This window comes from Pseudohongiella nitratireducens, assembly GCF_001642735.1.
Classification (GTDB): Bacteria; Pseudomonadota; Gammaproteobacteria; order Pseudomonadales; family Pseudohongiellaceae; genus Pseudohongiella; species Pseudohongiella nitratireducens.
The window spans coordinates 16988-34816 of sequence record NZ_LWHM01000016.1 but is presented as its reverse complement, the minus strand read 5'-3'; the positions used below and the strand labels follow the sequence as shown (position 1 = coordinate 34816).

The 17829-nt window shown below is 50.8% G+C and carries 20 protein-coding genes and 1 other RNA gene; 11 read left to right on the top strand and 10 right to left on the bottom strand.

Going from position 1 to position 17829, the window contains the following annotated elements:
* Positions 1-35: 35 nt before the first annotated feature.
* Together PSCS_RS05550 and PSCS_RS05545 are read right to left on the bottom strand one after the other, a co-directional pair.
* Positions 36-464 carry a hotdog fold thioesterase gene (locus tag PSCS_RS05550; protein ID WP_068810802.1) on the bottom strand — a complete coding sequence of 143 codons (429 nt, stop codon included), beginning with the start codon at positions 462-464 and terminating at the stop codon, positions 36-38.
* Between the two features lie 81 nt (positions 465-545).
* Positions 546-1235, bottom strand: a complete 690-nt coding sequence (locus PSCS_RS05545) for a response regulator transcription factor (RefSeq protein WP_068810801.1) — start codon at positions 1233-1235, stop codon at positions 546-548.
* A 333-nt stretch (positions 1236-1568) separates the two neighbouring features.
* Here PSCS_RS05545 and PSCS_RS05540 point away from each other — a divergent pair, with 333 nt between their 5' ends.
* The gene (locus PSCS_RS05540; RefSeq protein WP_068810800.1) at positions 1569-2054 is read left to right on the top strand and encodes an AtaL-like protein; all 486 of its coding nucleotides are present in this window, start codon (positions 1569-1571) and stop codon (positions 2052-2054) included.
* A 2-nt stretch (positions 2055-2056) separates the two neighbouring features.
* On the opposite strand, the gene PSCS_RS05535 is transcribed toward PSCS_RS05540, so the two are convergent.
* The 3 genes from PSCS_RS05535 to PSCS_RS05525 all read right to left on the bottom strand — a co-directional run bounded on the left by PSCS_RS05535 (position 2057) and on the right by PSCS_RS05525 (position 4419).
* On the bottom strand, positions 2057-2680 hold the full coding sequence (locus PSCS_RS05535; RefSeq protein ID WP_068810799.1) for a TVP38/TMEM64 family protein: 624 nt from the start codon (positions 2678-2680) through the stop codon (positions 2057-2059).
* 1 nt (position 2681) lies between these two features.
* The gene (locus PSCS_RS05530) at positions 2682-3305 is read right to left on the bottom strand and encodes a class I SAM-dependent methyltransferase (RefSeq protein ID WP_068810798.1); all 624 of its coding nucleotides are present in this window, start codon (positions 3303-3305) and stop codon (positions 2682-2684) included.
* A gap of 94 nt (positions 3306-3399) precedes the next feature.
* The gene (locus PSCS_RS05525; RefSeq protein ID WP_068810797.1) at positions 3400-4419 is read right to left on the bottom strand and encodes an aldo/keto reductase; all 1020 of its coding nucleotides are present in this window, start codon (positions 4417-4419) and stop codon (positions 3400-3402) included.
* 222 nt (positions 4420-4641) lie between these two features.
* On the opposite strand from PSCS_RS05525, the gene yghU reads away from it, so the two are divergent.
* The 4 genes from yghU (at position 4642) to rmuC (ending at position 9303) form a co-directional block, all read left to right on the top strand.
* Positions 4642-5505: a glutathione-dependent disulfide-bond oxidoreductase gene (gene yghU, locus PSCS_RS05520; protein WP_068810796.1), complete on the top strand. Its 864-nt coding sequence runs from the start codon at positions 4642-4644 to the stop codon at positions 5503-5505.
* 216 nt (positions 5506-5721) lie between these two features.
* Complete coding sequence (locus tag PSCS_RS05515; RefSeq protein WP_068810795.1) at positions 5722-7098, top strand: PAS domain-containing protein; 1377 nt, start codon at positions 5722-5724, stop codon at positions 7096-7098.
* Between the two features lie 32 nt (positions 7099-7130).
* Positions 7131-7706, top strand: a complete 576-nt coding sequence (locus PSCS_RS05510; protein ID WP_068810794.1) for a DUF2058 domain-containing protein — start codon at positions 7131-7133, stop codon at positions 7704-7706.
* A 40-nt stretch (positions 7707-7746) separates the two neighbouring features.
* Entirely contained in the window at positions 7747-9303 is a 1557-nt protein-coding gene (gene rmuC / locus PSCS_RS05505) for a DNA recombination protein RmuC (RefSeq protein ID WP_229694643.1), read from the top strand.
* Positions 9304-9372: 69 nt separating this feature from the next.
* Here rmuC and PSCS_RS05500 read toward each other — a convergent pair whose 3' ends face one another.
* The 4 genes from PSCS_RS05500 to smpB all read right to left on the bottom strand — a co-directional run bounded on the left by PSCS_RS05500 (position 9373) and on the right by smpB (position 12933).
* Positions 9373-11007, bottom strand: a complete 1635-nt coding sequence (locus tag PSCS_RS05500) for a BCCT family transporter (protein WP_068810793.1) — start codon at positions 11005-11007, stop codon at positions 9373-9375.
* A gap of 181 nt (positions 11008-11188) precedes the next feature.
* Positions 11189-11552: a transfer-messenger RNA gene (gene ssrA / locus PSCS_RS05495) on the bottom strand.
* A gap of 144 nt (positions 11553-11696) precedes the next feature.
* A complete protein-coding gene (locus tag PSCS_RS05490) occupies positions 11697-12380 on the bottom strand; it encodes an HAD family hydrolase (protein WP_068810792.1) in 684 nt (227 codons plus the stop codon).
* 70 nt (positions 12381-12450) lie between these two features.
* A complete protein-coding gene (gene smpB / locus PSCS_RS05485; protein ID WP_068810791.1) occupies positions 12451-12933 on the bottom strand; it encodes an SsrA-binding protein SmpB in 483 nt (160 codons plus the stop codon).
* A gap of 98 nt (positions 12934-13031) precedes the next feature.
* Between smpB and PSCS_RS05480 the strand changes: the two genes are divergently transcribed.
* The 6 genes from PSCS_RS05480 to PSCS_RS05455 all read left to right on the top strand — a co-directional run bounded on the left by PSCS_RS05480 (position 13032) and on the right by PSCS_RS05455 (position 17287).
* On the top strand, positions 13032-14468 hold the full coding sequence (locus PSCS_RS05480) for a sodium-dependent transporter (RefSeq protein WP_068810790.1): 1437 nt from the start codon (positions 13032-13034) through the stop codon (positions 14466-14468).
* A 44-nt stretch (positions 14469-14512) separates the two neighbouring features.
* Complete coding sequence (locus PSCS_RS05475; protein WP_068810789.1) at positions 14513-14944, top strand: type II toxin-antitoxin system RatA family toxin; 432 nt, start codon at positions 14513-14515, stop codon at positions 14942-14944.
* Positions 14937-15266, top strand: coding sequence for an RnfH family protein (locus PSCS_RS05470; protein ID WP_229694642.1), 330 nt, complete (start codon positions 14937-14939; stop codon positions 15264-15266). The genes PSCS_RS05475 and PSCS_RS05470 overlap by 8 nt, the downstream gene beginning before the upstream one ends.
* Positions 15267-15322: 56 nt before the next feature.
* Positions 15323-15631 carry a cory-CC-star protein gene (locus PSCS_RS05465; RefSeq protein WP_229694641.1) on the top strand — a complete coding sequence of 103 codons (309 nt, stop codon included), beginning with the start codon at positions 15323-15325 and terminating at the stop codon, positions 15629-15631.
* Positions 15622-16611 (top strand): ArsA family ATPase, encoded by a 990-nt coding sequence (locus PSCS_RS05460; protein WP_068810788.1) that lies wholly within the window; start codon positions 15622-15624, stop codon positions 16609-16611. Before PSCS_RS05465 ends, PSCS_RS05460 begins: the two co-directional genes overlap by 10 nt.
* 148 nt (positions 16612-16759) lie before the next feature.
* On the top strand, positions 16760-17287 hold the full coding sequence (locus PSCS_RS05455) for a hypothetical protein (RefSeq protein WP_068810787.1): 528 nt from the start codon (positions 16760-16762) through the stop codon (positions 17285-17287).
* Between the two features lie 71 nt (positions 17288-17358).
* On the opposite strand, the gene PSCS_RS05450 is transcribed toward PSCS_RS05455, so the two are convergent.
* The gene (locus tag PSCS_RS05450; protein WP_068810786.1) at positions 17359-17817 is read right to left on the bottom strand and encodes a Fur family transcriptional regulator; all 459 of its coding nucleotides are present in this window, start codon (positions 17815-17817) and stop codon (positions 17359-17361) included.
* Positions 17818-17829: the final 12 nt, after the last annotated feature.

Sequence of the window (17829 nt, the reverse complement as noted above, 5' to 3'; positions counted from 1 at the left end):
CGAGCCGCTGGCGGGATTCAACAAAAAGCACAGGGTTAGCGGCGAGGAACGATGGCCATGGTAATTCGCGACGCGCATACCAGTTTATCTTTATCGTTGGTAATATTGATTTGCCAAACTTGCGTTGTTGCGCCGATGTGCACGGCGGTAGCAGTACCATATACATGCTGGCCGGCCGGTACAGGCCTGATGTGATTAGCGTTGATGTCCAGGCCGACTGCCATCAGATTATCTCGAATCAGGCAGTGGTTCGCAGCGACACTACCTAGTGTTTCGGCCAGCAGCACAGACGCACCGCCATGTAATATGCCAAAAGGTTGCACCGTGCGTTCATCAACAGGCATGCGGGCACGCAGGTAGTCGTCGCCCACTTCCGTGTACTCTATTCCCAGTCGGGCAACAGCTGTATTTTCAGCGTTGCGGGCGAGGCTCTCTAGTATCGGTTGTTTTTTCCAGATCGACATAAGCGTGATTTTCCCTGTGGTGATAATGGGGTTAATAATAGCAAGTCGTCTGCTGCCTGGGTAAAGAGGCTGGAGTTAAACTTATACGCTATGCTCAGAACCGCTGCCGGGGAAATGATGACTGTTCTTCTGCGCAAAAGCATAAAGCTCTACTCTGCCGCTAATGGCAAGTTTGGCATATATGTTACTAAGATGATTACGTAAAGTATGCTCACTAATATTCAACTGTTCTGCCAAAGACTGGCCAGAAGCTGAGGGTTGTTCTCCAACCAGGGTAGTGATGGTCCTTTCTTTGCGGGTCAGGGTCGATAACTTTTGCAGGTCAGCACTCGCTTCATTATCGATACGGCTTCTGGCCATTTTCTGGAAGATTCTTCCGGTCGCCGCTCGGTCCAGCCACAGTTCGCCTTCAGCAACGCGCATTATTGCTTTAGTCAACAATGCAACAGGCTCGTTTTTGTGAATGATGCCATTTGCACCATATGCCATCAGGGCATCGGCAAAGGTCTGATCTGTTCTTGAGCTGATAACCAAAGATGGCGGGAGTGATTCATCATTAAGTTGTTTGAGCATTCGGGGTTGCTCAATGGTATCCAGCTCTATTAGCAGAATGTCTGCAGGGGTACAGAGTTGCTGCCTAATGGTTTTGTCCGGGTCAAAATGCACTGCGCTGGCATGCATTGGCAAATCATTGTGATGCAATAAAGATGCATAAGCCTGCGCACTTAATTGATGCTGTGAGAACACACAAATATGAATAGTCTGTGTCATTGTCGTGCGCCTGTATTATGGCACCCGGGCTGTTGAAGCCGTCGGCCGATGTAAGCTGAGTTCGAGCGCCGGTGCTGTTCATTTATCATTGTTGTTAATACGCTGTTTCCAGCCCGTGTGAACAATCGTCAGCCATGACATTGTTGCGGACGCATTTTTACTTATGTGTGATTACCTCTATAGAGATTTTTTACATAGTAATGCGTGTCAGGTCAATGAGAGTTGTGAAAAAAAGCCTGCAAGCTTGAACGAGATCAAGGTCTGGCGTTTAATAACATTTCACCTATACAGGTTTCATTGCAAAAAGGACACAGCAGGAGTTATTCAGTTCAGATGGCACGACTGGAAATGATCGAATTTGAGCATGTGATACACATTAACTCACCAGATAAACCTCGGGAGTGGATTAGTCGCGAATCCCTGTGGCAGGGATTGGTATATCGTGCAAGGCATCCCGGCCATTTCAGCCAGGGGCTGGAAAGTGAGATTGAACAGGAGCATGACCAGGGATTTATCCGTGTCATAAAAGCAGGTGCGATGGAGTTACGGGACCAGGTAACGTTGTATCCGGATATGGAAATTCAGACACTGATTGATGGCCGGACAGAGGCGATGCACGCAGAGAGTAAAACATTGATTGAAGAACCTGGTGCAGACCAGCTTCAGGTCAGGTTTTATTATCGTCGAAGCGGGTTACCAAGTGTTAGCGGAGTGGATGCTGAGGCAGTATTGAAATCAGCCTATGTGCAAAATGATGAAGCAGCCATTGCTGCGATTCGGCAGATGGTGCTGGACGGGTGGTCTGACACCCCGGGTTAGCATTACAGGTTTGGTGCCAGATCAAGAAACCAGTTCATACCGGTGCTGCCGCCAAATATGTAGATGGCACAAATGATCCCTTCCCCAATCGAGACTCCCAACAGGGTTTTCCACAGTCTTATGCGTAATATGCTGCAAACATAAACAATCATGTCTGTTGGCACGAAAGGCGCAAATCCCCAGACCGAGATCACCAGCAATTCCCGCTGCTGTAAAAGCCTGGTCAACTTTTCGATTTGTTGCGGGTAACGTTGGTGAAAGAATTTATCAAACTGAAATTCCCGTGCCATGAGGTAGACAATGGCGGAGGAGCTGTAAACGGCTAATTGATTGACTACCCACAACGGCAACGGCGGAAATACCAGAACGCCGGCCAGCACAATCGGTGTTGACGGGATGAGAGTAAAGCCACGCAACGTGGAGATAATAAAGTAAACGAATAGCCCCAGGTACAGATTATCACTGAAGTAGTTGCGGATCTGCTGGGGTGAGAAAAGGTCCGGGTGGAAAAAATAAAAATACAGGCAGGAGGTTATCAATACCGCCCAACCGAACAGCGCGATGCGATGGACACGATCCAGGTTTGGCTGTTGGTTCTTTCTGCTCAGATATGGCTTTTCTGTCATATCAGGCGATACGTGAAGTGTTGACTGGCATTGTTACGGGCGTTTGCAGTGCAGCAGCTTGTTTGCGGATCTGATAAACAAAAGCGGGCAGAATGTTCAGCGGGATAAAGCTGACCTCATCCATGGCCTTGCCAAATATCCGCTCAATATCTTTCTGGTTGCTGCGAAAATACTGATACTGCAGGTAGGTGCCGTTATTGACCAGGCTGTGCTGGACACCTTTGATGATTTGATTCAGGAAAGCATTGTCGCTATGGCTGTCTTCAAAATTCTTCAACGGCAAAGAAGACAGAACGAAATCATAGTGGTTGGGGCGTGATAGCAGGGTGGTTACACAACAGTTATGCAGTACGACTGATTTGTCGGGGTGCTGCTCGATCAACGACTCGATATAGGGGTTGTATTCTTGCTTGATTTCACAGATATCAAGGTGTGATTCTCTGTCTAATCGCTGCAATAGCTGGCTGGTGAAAGCGCCTCGGCCACTGCCTATTTCCAGCACCCGGATCGGCCTGTCGAAGTCAATACAGCGAATCATGGCGTTAACCAGAAACGAAGAGCTGTCTACGATTAACCCGTCTTCACGAATATTTCTTCTGATTTTCTGGTACAGCTTTAGCAACATGATTTCTTTTGGTTATCCTGTCTCTTACCGGATCATAGCTGGAAAAGGGGCGGTATGGAATTAAACAACCACCCCTTCGAGGCAAAATGATTCTTTAACCCATCGGATAAGGGAACTCTTTATGAACGGCATTGCAAGCCGACAGGACCTCGTCAGACAGTGTGACATCAAGCGCAGCCAGTGATTCATCCAGTTGATCAGCTGTGCGGGCACCAATGATGGTGGATGCCACGAAATCAAAGTTCATGCTCCAGGCGGTGGCCAGTGTGACAGGCGACATGCCAGCCTGCCTGGCGATTTCGACATATTTTTCGGTTGACGCCAGTGTGCCGGGATTGACAAAGCGGTCAGCCATTGCCCGCTGACGTGGGTTGTCCAATTCAAGGTATTCACCAAAACGGCTGTTGGCAGGTACCTGTCCGCCGTTATATTTGCCGCTCAACACGCCGCCCCCAATAGGTGAATAAGGTAGCAGAGAGACCTTTTCCTGGCGGCAGACTTTGGCCAGTTCGTCCAGGAAACGGCGGTTCAACAGTGAGAAGTTGTTCTGGATTGACTCAAAGCGGGCAAGCCCTTCGTATTTGGCGACGGTATTGGCTTTGGTCAGACCGTATGCGTCATCATTGGAGGTGCCCAGGTAACGCACTTTACCGGACTCAACCAGCCTGTCGAGTGCTTCCATGGACTCTTCAATCGGCACAACCGTATCGGGCCAGTGCACCTGATACAAGTCGATATAATCGAGGCCCAGGCGTTTCAGGCTGCCTTCAACTGCCCGCTCGATATGGTGACGGTCAATCGCGGTCAGACCTGCCCGGATTGGCGGTACAAACCACCCGGATGCAGCGCCAGCGACTTTTGTCGCGATAATCAGTGAATCCCTGTTCTTTTGCTTGATCCACTTGCCAAATATGGTTTCTGTGTCTCCAACTGTCTCAGCTCTGGGGGGGACGGGGTATACTTCAGCGGTATCGTAAAAGTTGATGCCTCGTTCGTAGGCTATATCCAGGATACGGAAGGATTCTTTTTCATCACTCCAGCTACCAAAGCTCATAGTGCCCATGCAAATCGGGCTGACTCGCAGTCCGCTGCGTCCAATATAACGATGTTCCATAGCTGCTCTCTCTGATCATTGGGGTGGGTTGAGATGGCCTGATGATAACGCAGAAATGCAGTAAGTGGGACAGCTGAAAGTCATGAGCATAGTCATAAGCTTAGTTCTAAGCAAAGGTGATTGAGAGGGGGGAGGGAAAGGTGTTTGCGCTCACCAGAGCGCCGACGTAGACTCCAGTTCCGTATCCGAATTTATGCTGTTGTTGAAATAAAGGAGCCCAACATGAGTGAACCCAGTGGTGCCATATATACACCCCCAGAGGTCTGGCAATGGCAGGGAGAAAGCGGTGGGCAGTTTGCCTCTATTAACCGTCCGATTGCCGGCGCGACTCATGAGAAAGCGTTGCCGACAGGCAGTCACCCATTGCAGCTTTACTCGCTGGCTACGCCAAATGGCGTAAAAGTCACCATAATGTTGGAAGAATTGCTGGCAAAAGGGCACAGCGGCGCTGAATATGATGCGCACTTGATCCGTATCACTGAAGGAGAGCAATTCAGTAGCGGGTTTGTCGACATCAACCCGAATTCAAAGATTCCGGCACTGGTGGATCAAAGTGATAAAGCTGCGCCGTTGGCTGTTTTTGAGTCAGGTGCCATCTTGACGTATCTTGCCGAAAAGTTTGCTGAGTTTTTCCCTGCAGAGGCAAGGCCTCGGGCGCAATGTAATGCCTGGTTGCACTGGTTAATGGGCAGTGCTCCTTATCTGGGTGGGGGCTTCGGTCATTTTTATGCGTATGCACCAGAGAGATGGCAGTATCCCATTGATCGCTACACCATGGAGGTCAAGCGCCAGCTGGATGTGCTGGATCGTCAATTGGCCAAATCGGAATATGTTGCGGGCAGTGCATATACCATTGCTGATATGGCCATCTGGCCCTGGTACGGGCAACTGGCTCAGGGCAAGCTTTATAACGCTGAAAAATTCCTTGATGTGACTACCTATCAGCACGTTCGCCGATGGGCGGACCAGCTAAATCAAAGGCCAGCCGTGCGCCGTGGTGTCGTGGTTAATAAAACCTGGGGTGATGAAAACCGGCAACTGCCAGAACGTCATGACGCCAGTGATTTTGAGGGTCTGGATATTTAAGCTGGACTTCGCGGAACCTCAGGAGTTCAAGCCTGTCTTGTTGTTAGGGGCGGGTTAAAGACCCTGGGTCAGTGGAGTGGCCCTGTAAGCCTTGGCGATGACCTGGATTGCTCGGGATGGTAACTGAGTCATGTTACAATCCGGGTTTATGTCATGGTTGTCGGATTAGGCCATGAATTTCATCGTCAATACGTTGTTTTAACTAGGAATGGTTTCATGAAGCAGCTCCTGGCCCTGGTCACTTTGCTTGGCATCAGCTTAAACGCATATGCTGATATTTTTGCTGTCTTTCGTTATGAGGATGGTCGCACCAACTGGCAATACATCGCCAATACCAGTGCCAGTCTGTTAATTATCATTCTTTTGGTGGTGCTTTTTTTCCTGATTCGAGCGAATTTGCGAGCTGGCAAGTCGAATCGTGCGCTTAAGGAAATCAAAGCTACGCTGGAAGAGCGGGTAGCACAGCGAACTGAAGTGCTGCAAAAAACAGCGGAACAGCTTCGCAAACGCGAGGCCTACATTTCCCGTATTGTGAATTCCATGCCTGTGATGCTGATTGGTATTAATGATCAGATGGAGGTCACGCAGTGGAATAAAACGGCAGAAGACGTCACCGGTCGTCTGGTTGATGATGTGCTGGGTCAGAACCTGTGGAAGGCTTACCCTGCGATTACGCTGGACGAGAACCAGGTCCGGGATGTGCTCGAGAGCGACAAGCCGCAGAATTTCAAGCATACCCAGCCTGGGCAATACAGCTACGATCTCACTCTGTACCGCCTGAAAGACAGGGATGAGACGGGGCTGATTATTCTGATTTCTGATATTACCAAGCAGGTCAATGCCGAAAACAAGGTGGCTGAGCGGGATAAACTGTCAGCGCTGGGTGAGCTGGCTTCAGCGATGGCTTATGACCTGAACCGCCCTATCAGTACTATCTTTCAGCGTGTCTCTGACTCGCAACGGAAAATAGAGGCGGTCGAACTGGGTGATGTCAAAGCTCAGTTGCTGAAAGAGGTTGAGGCTATCCAGCAAAGTGCACAACAGGCGACAGCCATTTCCCAGCACCTGCTGGACTTGTCAGCCAGTCCGGGTGATACCAAACGACAGGCGGATGTGACTGAGCTGATGGAGACCAGCATTGCCCTGGCAACCGAGCTTTTTGCCGATGCCGATGAGCTGGCGTTTCGTGATGTGGAGATAGACCGGCACTACGATACTGATCTGCCGCAGGTATCCTGTTATCCGGCCGAGCTGATTCAGGTCTTTACGCGTTTGCTGCGCAGCGCTTTCTACGCATTGAAAGAGAAAAACAACAAAAATGATGAGCAGCCACGAATCCATGTGGAGATTGGCCGCTTTTTCGACTCTATGTGGATCAAAGTAGCGCATCAGGGGCAGCCTTTGAGCCCGGTGGCGCAGGTTTGTATCTTTGAGCCGTTCTTCGCTTCGACAGAAGAGGCAGAAGCTTGCCCGGTGGAACAGCGACTGTCTTATCCTTACTTCATTGTCACAGAGCACCATCTTGGGCATATGTCGGTAACATCCGACGAAAAGCTGGGCACCTGTTTCAATATTCAGCTTGGCCTGAATTAATATTGCACTGACAGTCATCAGGTACATAACAAATGGGTAAATCACTCGCAGATCAACTGCTGAAAGCAGGTCTGGTCGACCAGAAAAAAGTCAAAGACGCACAAAAAGCACAGCGCAAGCAGGCCAAGCAACAAAAGCAGAGTAAAGCTGGCAAAGCTGCACAGGGAAGCAATGACGCTCAGGCTAGAATTGCACAACAACGTGCAGAAAAAGCGGAGCGTGACCGACAGCTCAATTTACAACGCCAGGCTGCTGAAAAACAAAAAGCGCTGCAGGCAGATATTCGCCAGATGTTGGAAACACATGGCACACGCCCGGAAGGTGATATTCGTTTTAACTTTACGGAAACCCAGACGATAGACGGCAAAGTGACCAAGAAAGTCAAGCAGGTGTATGTCAGCAAGAAAGATCAGGACAAGCTGGCAGCGGGTGTGCTGACGATATGCCGTGACAGGAACCGCTTTGTGCTGGTGCCTGCCGAAGTGGCCGAAAAACTGCTGGCGCGTGATGCCTCGGTTGTGGTGTTTCGGGCTGAAAAAGGGAGTGATCAGCCTGAAGCAGATGACCCCTATAAAGATTATGTGGTACCCGACGACCTGATGTGGTGAGCATCGCCAGCCTATTTTGAGTGTATAGAAAACCATGGATATGACGTTAATCATTGCAACCGTTATCAGTGTACTGGCCGGGATCGTTGTCGGTGTCCTGGTGCAAAGCCGTAAAACGGCTCAACTGGAAGCCAGGCTCGGTAGTGCTCAAGATACGGTTCAGCGGCTGTCCGACGAGCTCACCGAGAACCGTCAAATACGGCAGGAACTGGAACAAAGGCTGGACCGGACGCGTGAGCAGCAACATGCGGCTGAAAAGCAGTTTGAAGCGGCGAAGGTTGATGCTCGTTCGCTGGGCGAACAGGCCCGGGATCTGCGAGATCGGCTGGCAAGTCAGGTTGATGCGTTCCAGCAGTTGCAGGCACGTTATCAGTCATTAAGCAATGACCATACGGAGCTCAGAACGACACTGGAGCGCAAAGAAGAACATTTTGAGCAGCAACTGCAACAACTCAGCGATACCCGCCAATCCCTGACCAAGGAATTTGAAAATCTTGCCAACAAGATTTTTGAAGAAAAAGGGAAAACGTTTACGCAAACCAGTCAGTCGAGCATTGATCACTTGCTCAAGCCCTTCCGTGAGCAAATTTCCGAGTTCCAGAAGCGTGTGAATGAAGTACATGACGCTTCTACCAAAGAGTCCACCAATCTCAATGCAGAGATTCGCAAAGTGCTGGATGTCGGGCTGGCCATGAGTAAAGAAGCCAGCAACCTGACTTCTGCACTGAAAGGCGACTCCCAGCAGCGCGGTGCCTGGGGTGAGGCACAGCTACGTCGCACACTGGAAATGAGTGGTCTGATAGAAGACGCGCACTACGAAGTGCAATCCTCATTTAAAGATAAAGAGGGCAAGCGCAAGCAAACTGATTACCTGGTTAAACTGCCGGATGGCAAACAAATCATTATCGACAGCAAAGTCTCGTTGAATGCCTACGATGAAGCGGTGAGTGCAGAGTCTCCAGAGGCGTATCAAGTCGCCATGGCACGGCACCTGAAAGCGGTGCGGCAGCATATCAATGACCTTGCCTCAAAAGACTATACCAACCTGGTGGGTATGCGCAGCCCGAGTTTCGTGTTGATGTTTATGCCAATCGAACCAGCTTATATTGAAGTACTCAAGGCCGACAAAAGCTTATTCGAATTTGGCTACTCCAAAAATATTGTCCTGGTCTCACATACCACGCTGATTCCTATCCTTCGAACCGTCTCCAATCTGTGGATGATGGAGCGCAGCAATGCGGAAGCGCGGGAGATCAGTGAAAAGGCCGGTGATATCTACAATCAGGTTTGTACGGTGGCTGAGCGTCTGCACAAGCTGGGCAATACGCTGAATACCGTGAGCAACCAGTTTAATGGCACCGTGACGGCTCTGGCAGGTAAGCAGGGGTTGATCGGCAAAGTCGAGCGCTTTGGTCAGCTATCTGCGAAAGTCAGCAAGTCGCTGCCGGAGTTGGAGCCCATTCATGTCGATCATGAAACGGAGCGGTTGTCTTTGATTGTTGAAGAGATTCCGGAAACTGAAGAGCCAGAGGCAGAATCTGTAGAAGAGGCAGGGAACCAAACAGTAGAAAAGGACGCTGCTGAAAAGCAGGAATGAACTGCTTTTACGCTGCTCCTTTTTGCGCTGACCTTGGCATATTCACTCTTCCGGCCTTCATCTTCTTTGCTACGTTGGGGGTGTTTCAGGTTCCATCTGTAATCCTTTGAGCAGGCTCCAGCACATGATCAGTACCACTGCCGTGAACAGAATACCCGTGGATAACACCATGGACTGCAGTGAGGCCAGTCCTCCCCCCAGCAGCAATGCAATGGCAACTGCACCCTCGAAAATGCACCAGAACACACGCTGCGGCGTGGGCGACTCAACCTTCCCCCCGGCGGTGATGGTATCGATGACCAGTGAACCCGAGTCTGAAGATGTGACAAAGAAAATGATGACCAGCACAATGCCAATGAAGGATGTGATCGAGGCCAGTGGTAACTCCCCGAGCATTTTGAATAGCTGAAGCGGCAAAGCGGCTTCCTGTACTGCACTATGGCCTTGTTCCAGTAGCTGGTGAAAAGCCGCACCCCCAAAAATAGCCATCCAGGCTGCACAAGCCAGGGTTGGCACGATCATCACGCAAATTAAAAACTCTCTCACGGTGCGTCCCCGACTGACACGCGCGATAAACATGCCAACGAAGGGAGACCAGGAAATCCACCAGGCCCAGTAAAAGGCAGTCCAGTCCTGGCTGAAGTTGACATCTTCACGGCCAAAAGGATTGGACAGTGGGATCATGTATTGCCCGTAGGCCATCAGGCTGTCCCAAAAAAACGTCAGCAGATAAAGTGTGGGGCCAGTGACGAGAACGAATAACGCCAGCAGAACAGCCGCACTCATGTTGATTTCAGATAGGACTTTGACCCCGCCCTCCAGGCCTCTGAGGACGGATACCATGGCAATGGCAGTGATGCCAAGAATGAGCAGCACTTCCGTGGTTGTGCTGATGGGGACACCGAACAGTTCATTCAATCCGGCGTTAGCCTGGGCGGCCCCCAGGCCCAGTGAGGTAGCCAGGCCGAAGAGTGTGGCAAAAACTGCGATAGTGTCGATGACATTGCCCCAGAAGCCCCAGACACGATCACCCAGTAAGGGGTAGAAAGCAGACCGGATGGAGAGCGGCAGACCTTTGTTATAACAGAAGATGGCCAGCGACAATGCGACCATGCCATATACCGCCCAGGCGTGTAATGACCAGTGGTAAATGGCAGAAGCCATACCTATGCGCAGTGCCTCGTTTGTGTCACCTGCGGCACCGCCCAGTGGTGCTACATCTATCCGAGTACCATTTTCTGTGATTTCACCTGACAGCGCGTTGGAAAAATGTGTCATTGGCTCGGCGACGCCGTAGTACATCAGACCAATACCGACACCGGCTGAAAATAACAGGGCCAGCCAGCTCGGGTATGAGTGATCCGGAGTCGCATCGGGGCCGCCAATACGAATCTTGCCGTAGGGGGAAAACACCAGAAACAGCGCAAAGATCACGATGATGTTGACTGCTGTCAGAAAGTACCAGTCAAATTGCTGGGTCGCGAGGTTGAACATGGCCTGAAAAAGCGACTCAGCCTGGTTGGGAAAAAGCAGTGTGTAGAACACAAACAGGACTATGGCGATGGCAGAAATAACAAATACCGGGTTGTGGATATCGAACCGCACACCAGCAATTTTTCCTTTCAGGTTGTCCTGGCCAATCGTGTAATCAGTCTCGATCTGGCCGGGCATTGCCTCGGTATTCTCTGTTGCGTCATTTGCCATGCGGAAGTTCAAGAGCCCCTCTTGTGTGATCTATTATGATTTGTCTGAGTTAGTCTTTATACCTTACTGGTTTGTGCCGGGAAGGTCTAATGAGTGGCAAATTGAGCCCAGCGCTGGTCAGAGTTACAAAAGGATGGAAAAAGAAAAGGGGTACCAAATGGTACCCCTTTTCTTTTTTAACTGGTGGAGCTGGCGGGAGTTGAACCCGCGTCCGCCAATCCGCTGTCCTCGGATCTACATGCTTAGCGTCGTCTATTCAGTTAACCCTTGACGACCCGACGGGCAGGGTGTCTACGGGCGAGCCTGGTAAGTTTTAACCGCTTCGCGCCAGGCGCGCTTAGCTAGCGATCCTGTTCTATATGACGATTGCGATCACTGGTTTACAGGCATCCCGGTGGCAATCGCTCACAGCTCTATTTAGGCTGCGAGAGCGTAGTTTTCGTCGTTGGCAACTATATAAGTTGCATAGATTGATTTACGAGAGTCTATACCCTCTCGACATGCACCTTGGAGTTTGATATCGGCGTCGAATCCAAATCAGCCCCAGGTAATGTGCTATTTGTCATAACACAGTAACAGTGTAGCACAGAAGGAGGAAAGCCACTAAGTAATTGCACTCGAACTGCAGCGTCTGTGCTGGCGGGTGAGGGACGGCCTGGCAGACCCTGGCAGAGACATAGTGGGACGATCTAATTATCTGTGGCCATCCGTGCATGCAGTGTTTGAGCAAGTTCGCTGGCAGAATCCACAATCGCTATCGGCGAAAAGGCGCTCAGAGTCTCTGGCGGGTGCACGCCCCACTTGACGCCTATGGCTGGCATATCAATGCGTTGCGCCATTTCCAGGTCGTAACTGGTGTCGCCGATCATGATCGCTGCGCAGGGCGGCAAGTCCAGCTCAGTCAGGATTTCATTTAGCATTGCCGGGTCAGGTTTGGAGCGTGTTTCGTCAGCGCATCGGGTCAGGTCAAAGTGGCCAGACAGGCGGGATGACTCCAGCGCCAGGTTCAGCCCTTTACGGCTTTTCCCAGTGGCAACGGCGCAGTAAATGCCAGCATCTTTTAATGTTTGCAGAAGATCCGGAATGCCGTGGAAAGCGCGTTGGTGAGACGCTGATGTGGCCATGAAATGCTTACTGTAGGCATTTCTCATGCTTTGCATCTGGTCCTGAGTGATTTGGGGATACAGGCTGCGCAATGCTTCCACAAGCCCCAGGCCGATGATATTCCGGTACTGCTCCCGCGCAAGTGCAGGCAGGCCAATATGTGTGGCGGCAAAGTGGAGGCAATCTGTGATGTGCTCGACCGAGTCGACGACTGTGCCGTCCCAGTCAAAAATGGCGACTTTTAAAGGCCGGTTTTTTGCAATGTTCACTGATTGACGATCCCTGTGCGACTGAGGAGGGCGCTATAGACTGAGTGCAGCAACCGCGGGCGCAAGGCTGTTAGCGATTGTGCTGGCGCAGTACACGGTTCTTTTCGATATTCCACTCGCGGTCTTTCACTGTGGCGCGCTTGTCATGGTCTTTCTTGCCCTTGGCCAGCGCAATTTTGCACTTTACCAGGTGGTTCTTCCAGTAAAGGGTAGTCGCGACGCAGGCATGACCTTTTTGCTGCACGCTGGAAAACAGGCGTGCCAGTTCTTTCTTGTGAAGCAGCAGTTTTCGCGTCCGGTCAGGGTCGGCAATAACATGGGTGCTGCTGGTCTCGAGCGGGTTGATCCGGCAGCCAAGCAGGAATGCTTCACCATCTTTGAGCAGGACATAGCTGTCCACCAGCTGCACTTTCTTTTCGCGCAGCGCCTTCACTTCCCACCCTTCAAGCGCAATGCCGGCCTCAAAACTGTCTTCAATAAAGAATTCGTGTTGCGCCTTTTTATTGCGAACAATGGTATTGTCTGGAGTTTTTGATTTCTTGGATTTTGCCATAACCGGGCATTATACAGGGAATACATAGGATATACTCAAATTGACCGTCTATTTTTCGCATTGCTAGAATCGGCGGATTGATAATAAGAGGGAAGCGTATGGCTATTGATCGCGGTCAGTTCAGTTCGCGTTTGGGGTTTGTGCTGGCAGCGGCGGGTTCAGCTGTCGGTTTGGGTAACCTGGTTGCCTTTCCGGTAATGGCCTCCAAAAATGGAGGGGCTGTTTTTTTACTGGTTTACCTGCTGTTTGTGGCTTTAATCTGCTTCCCGGTGCTGCTGGCTGAGATTGCCATTGGGCGCCATACCCGTCGAAATCCCGTAGGCGCATTCACGGCATTGTCGGGTGGTTCACAAGGCTGGCAATTGGCAGGCATGCTGGCCATTCTGACGCCATTTATGATTGCGGTATTTTATACCGTCGTGACTATCTGGATTCTGATTTTCCTGTTCCGCACCGTTACCGGTGGCCTGGATATGCTGGCCACGGCATCGGCCTTCCCGGAAATGACCGGCTCCCCTGGTATCTTCCCCTGGTTTATTTTGCTGCAGGTGGTGGTGTTTGGTGTATTGCTGGGTGGGGTAAAGGGCGGTATTGAACGCCTGGCTCGCGTGCTGATGCCGACATTGGCGGTGATGCTGATCGGTTTGATCGCTTTCGTGCTGACACTGGATGATGCGGGTCTCGGGGTCAGCTACTATCTGATCCCTGATTTCAGTCGTTTTAACGGTGGGGTGATTAATGCAGCGCTGAACCAGGCATTCTTCTCACTTTCGCTGGGCATGGGCATCATGATTACCTATGGCTCATACTTTAATAAAAATGATCATATCGTCGGTTCCGGGAAAATGGTCGCTATCGCCGATACGTCGGTCGCTTTCATGGCTGGCTTGCTGATTCTGCCAGCCATTTTCGCTTTTAACCCGGAAACCAACCCTGACGATCTCTCGACCAGCAGTGTCGGCCTGATTTTTACCTACTTGCCACAGATATTTCTGTCCATGCAGGATGGAGTAGGCTATTTCGGTGCCAGTCTGGCAGCAGCGGTGTTTTTTGCGCTGGTATTTTTTGCCGCTTTGACTTCCCTGGTCTCCATCCTGGAAATCCCTATTTCCTACATGATCGACGAATGGAACTTTTCGCGGAAAAAAGCGGTGCTGGTACAGGCCGTTGCCGTGACAGTTTGCGCTTTGCTCGCTTCACTGTCGTTTGGCATGTCACCCGGGCTGACATCGTTCATTGATTATGGTGGTGGCACCAAATCCCTGTTCGATCTGATTGCTGATACTTTCTCTGAAGTCATTCTGCCGTTGGTTGGTCTGTTCGCCTGTATGCTGTGTGCGACTCGCTGGAAAGAGGGCTTTGTTGATGAGTTGACTGATGGTGATGCCACTTTTAAGGGGTCGGTCTTACAGCGTTACCTGAGCTTTTCACTGCGGACCTTTGTGCCGGTTGTGTTACTGTTCGTGTTTATAAACTCTGTGGCGGCTAAGTACTTTGCAGTGGACCTGGTCAGCCTGATAACCGGTGCCCTGTAGGCTCTGAAATACATCGAAATAGCCGGACATGAAATTTAGTTGATATGGTGACGATAGAGAGAAGTGCGCTGGTAGAATATTCTGCTGAGCAGATGTTTGCCCTGGTGAATGACATAGAGCATTACCCGGAATTTATGCAGGGATGTATTAATGCCGAGGTGCTGGAAAGAACCGATGCGCTGCTTACTGGGCGACTGACACTGGGGAAGGCTGGTTTGAAATACAGTTTCACCACACAAAACCAGCTTGAAGCGCCAACAGCAATGTATATGACCTTGCTGGATGGACCCTTCCGGCATTTTGATGCCATCTGGCGATTCCGCCCGTTGTCGGATACGGCTTGCAAAGTCAGCCTGGACATGAAGTTTGACTGGGCGGGTGGCATGTTGGGTGCAGCAATGGAAAAGCTGTTTCAGCACTCGGCGAATAACCTTGTGGATGCGCTGGTTGAGCGGGCACGAAAAGTCTATGGCTGATCAGGTGCTGGATAATATGTCGGGTATTGCTGTCAGCGTAGTCTATGCGCTGCCTGAGAAACAGGATGTCAGAAAGGTGGTAGTTCAGCCTGGTACTACGGCAATGGGGGCCATCCTGGAGAGCCAGATACTCAGTGATCATCCTGAACTGGATGCAGATGAGTTGAAAGTGGGTGTCTTTGCCAGTTTGCTGGACGGTCGCAGTCGTCCTTTGCCAGCGCAATATGAAGTAAAATCAGGAGATCGGCTGGAGATTTACCGGCCGCTGTTGATTGATCCAAAACAGGCGCGACTGCAGCGTGCCAAAAAGCGCCGTTCATAGTGCTGTATGAAATAGCCCAATAAGATTAGCGTGCCCCAGAGTAGGAGTCGGGAACAATGACAGATTCAGATGATAGTCAACCTGAAGAATTATCTGCTATCGCCAGGGCAGGGCAGTTCTGGCGTAAAGTGGAAAGAGGTGTTAAAGAATTTTATGTGGCTCCATACCGGCAGTCTTTCGCGAGAGCTCAGCGAGAGGAAGATGATTTGTTTATGCTGATGGTTTTTTCAGAGTCACTCGGAGTCCCGAATCCTGCGACCTATTACACAATGGAATTACTGCCGGTGGTTTATGACCGTTTCCATGATTGGCACCATCGCATGGGTATGGAAAAGTCCCCTTTGGATCATATCTCATGCTGTTAAGTCTGGCGTCACAACGCAGCGTGCTTTTCTTTGGTGGTAAAGGCGGTGTGGGCAAAACAACGGTCTCGTCGGCGACTGCCCTGGCAATGGCTGATGCCGGCAAGCGAGTCTTGCTGGTTTCCACTGACCCTGCTCACAATCTCGGTCATCTGTTTGGGCGTAAAATTGGCCCCAAAGCGGTACGCCTGGCGCCAGGTCTCGATGGAATGGAGCTGGATCCGGAGAAGACGGTGGAGTCCCACCTGCAGGAAGTTTCTTCTGCATTGCGCCGGTTGATGCCTGCGGGTATGGCGGGAGAAGTGGATAAGCATATAGAGTTGTCTCGTGAAGCACCCGGCATGCAGGAAGCAGCGATGCTGGAGAGAATTGCTGAGGTGGTAGAGCAGCATGATGACTATGATCTGGTGATTTTCGATACTGCGCCTTCGGGACACACTGCCCGGTTGATGGCTCTTCCGGAAATGATGTCCGTATGGACTGAAGGATTGATAAAGCGTAGAGAAAAAGCGGATAAGTTCACTGCTGTTTTGAATACGCTTGGCAAGGACCGTTCAGTGGGCAATAACATGCTTGGAGCTGAGCCGGCAGCGCATGATGAGGACCGTGAAAGTAAAATTCGTCGTATATTGAATCGCCGTAAACAGCGGTTTGCCAACCTGAGAGAAAAGTTACTGGACCAGAACTACAGTGGTTTCGTGATAGTACTGGCAGCAGAGCGACTTCCGGTGCTGGAAAGTATTGAGCTGGCCAAACAACTCAAACGAACCGGAGTTGATGTGGCTGGACTGGTTGTTAACAAGCGTTTGCCGGCAGAGGGTCTGACGGGTTTTCTCGCAGAAAGAAAGGCACAGGAAGAGATACATTTGCAGGATCTTAATACGCAGCTAGGGCATATTGAGCGACAAGACCTCACGCTCAGTGCACATGATGTGCTTGGCGTTGATGATTTGCGGGCTTTCGCACGGCAGTTCGCCAACTGACCGTCACTGTCTGATCACATTGTTGTGCTATTTTTGCGTCATGGCACGGATGTGATAAAACATGAGTTCATTTCCGCAGTTGTCTTTAGCATGGCTTGCGCATACGATTAAGACACTGCATGATCAAAAACAATAACAGGAGCTGACAATGATTGACCTGAAACAAACCATAGCGAAGCATGGCAGACCAATGACCGTGGCAGTTTTGTCGGCACTGATGCTAAGTGCCTGCGGTGGTGGTGAAACGACAACCTCGCAAACTGTCGAACGTTTGCCTGTCAGCCATGAGGAAATCATGGTTTCATTGGTCAATCTGGCTGCAGACCCCTATTGGGCGGCTACCTGGAATAACCCTCAGACAGACAGGGACTGGCGTGAGCTGGAGCGGGCGACGTTTCAGATTCAGGTAGGTGGCACTTTGCTGACCGTTCCGGGTACCGGTAGCATGGATGCCGAGCATGCTGGCAACCCGCGGTGGCGAGCCCTGGCTACACAGTTGAGCGAAGACGGAGCCCGTGCCCTGAATGCTGTCAAAGCGCGTAATACTGAGTTAATGGTTCGTGCCGGCGGGCAGTTGATTCAAACCTGTGAAACCTGTCACCGGGAGTTCAATCCAGGGATGTCGACACTGGAGCAGATGAGCCGCTCCCAGCAATTGCCGGCGGTGTCTTTATAATATCCTGATACGGTTGCGATATACTGAAAGTGATACGTCAAGCTCAAAAAGGTTTGATGTATCACTGGCGTTCATGAGGACTGGCATTGCTCGCAAAGGCCGTGAAACTCCAATTGCTGTTCGGCCAGTTTGAAGCCACTGCCTTCGATATTGGCACTGAGTTCCTGTAATACCTCGCGTCGAATACCGATTTCACTGACATTCCGGCATTTGTCACAGATGAGGAACTGTGGGATTTCGTGTGGGTGACGACAACTGATGTGTGAACAGGGCAGATACTGGTTTGTCGTCTCAAGCCGGTGAACCAGCTCATTGTCTTTCAAAAAATTCAGCATTCGGTAAACAGACATTACCGAGAGGGACTGGTCAAAGCGTTCACGGTATAGGTCTGCGACTTCATAAGCAGAGAGTGGGCCGGGTGCTGTCAGGACCACTGAAAGTACCCGTTTGCGCTTCTCAGTCAGGCGCGCCCCTTGTTGCTGACAGATGTCGTGGGCTTTCTCTATGGTTTTACTGATTGTCGCTTCCATAAGGGGGTATCA

Bases quoted from the DNA above. Each gene is read 5' to 3' on its own strand.
- PSCS_RS05550 (WP_068810802.1), bottom strand. From the start codon at position 464: ATGTCGATCTGGAAAAAACAACCGATACTAGAGAGCCTCGCCCGCAAC.
- PSCS_RS05545 (WP_068810801.1), bottom strand. From the start codon at position 1,235: ATGACACAGACTATTCATATTTGTGTGTTCTCACAGCATCAATTAAGT.
- PSCS_RS05540 (WP_068810800.1), top strand. From the start codon at position 1,569: ATGGCACGACTGGAAATGATCGAATTTGAGCATGTGATACACATTAAC.
- PSCS_RS05535 (WP_068810799.1), bottom strand. From the start codon at position 2,680: ATGACAGAAAAGCCATATCTGAGCAGAAAGAACCAACAGCCAAACCTG.
- PSCS_RS05530 (WP_068810798.1), bottom strand. From the start codon at position 3,305: ATGTTGCTAAAGCTGTACCAGAAAATCAGAAGAAATATTCGTGAAGAC.
- PSCS_RS05525 (WP_068810797.1), bottom strand. From the start codon at position 4,419: ATGGAACATCGTTATATTGGACGCAGCGGACTGCGAGTCAGCCCGATT.
- yghU (WP_068810796.1), top strand. From the start codon at position 4,642: ATGAGTGAACCCAGTGGTGCCATATATACACCCCCAGAGGTCTGGCAA.
- PSCS_RS05515 (WP_068810795.1), top strand. From the start codon at position 5,722: ATGAAGCAGCTCCTGGCCCTGGTCACTTTGCTTGGCATCAGCTTAAAC.
- PSCS_RS05510 (WP_068810794.1), top strand. From the start codon at position 7,131: ATGGGTAAATCACTCGCAGATCAACTGCTGAAAGCAGGTCTGGTCGAC.
- rmuC (WP_229694643.1), top strand. From the start codon at position 7,747: ATGACGTTAATCATTGCAACCGTTATCAGTGTACTGGCCGGGATCGTT.
- PSCS_RS05500 (WP_068810793.1), bottom strand. From the start codon at position 11,007: ATGGCAAATGACGCAACAGAGAATACCGAGGCAATGCCCGGCCAGATC.
- smpB (WP_068810791.1), bottom strand. From the start codon at position 12,933: ATGGCAAAATCCAAGAAATCAAAAACTCCAGACAATACCATTGTTCGC.
- PSCS_RS05480 (WP_068810790.1), top strand. From the start codon at position 13,032: ATGGCTATTGATCGCGGTCAGTTCAGTTCGCGTTTGGGGTTTGTGCTG.
- PSCS_RS05475 (WP_068810789.1), top strand. From the start codon at position 14,513: ATGGTGACGATAGAGAGAAGTGCGCTGGTAGAATATTCTGCTGAGCAG.
- PSCS_RS05470 (WP_229694642.1), top strand. From the start codon at position 14,937: ATGGCTGATCAGGTGCTGGATAATATGTCGGGTATTGCTGTCAGCGTA.
- PSCS_RS05465 (WP_229694641.1), top strand. From the start codon at position 15,323: ATGACAGATTCAGATGATAGTCAACCTGAAGAATTATCTGCTATCGCC.
- PSCS_RS05460 (WP_068810788.1), top strand. From the start codon at position 15,622: ATGCTGTTAAGTCTGGCGTCACAACGCAGCGTGCTTTTCTTTGGTGGT.
- PSCS_RS05455 (WP_068810787.1), top strand. From the start codon at position 16,760: ATGATTGACCTGAAACAAACCATAGCGAAGCATGGCAGACCAATGACC.
- PSCS_RS05450 (WP_068810786.1), bottom strand. From the start codon at position 17,817: ATGGAAGCGACAATCAGTAAAACCATAGAGAAAGCCCACGACATCTGT.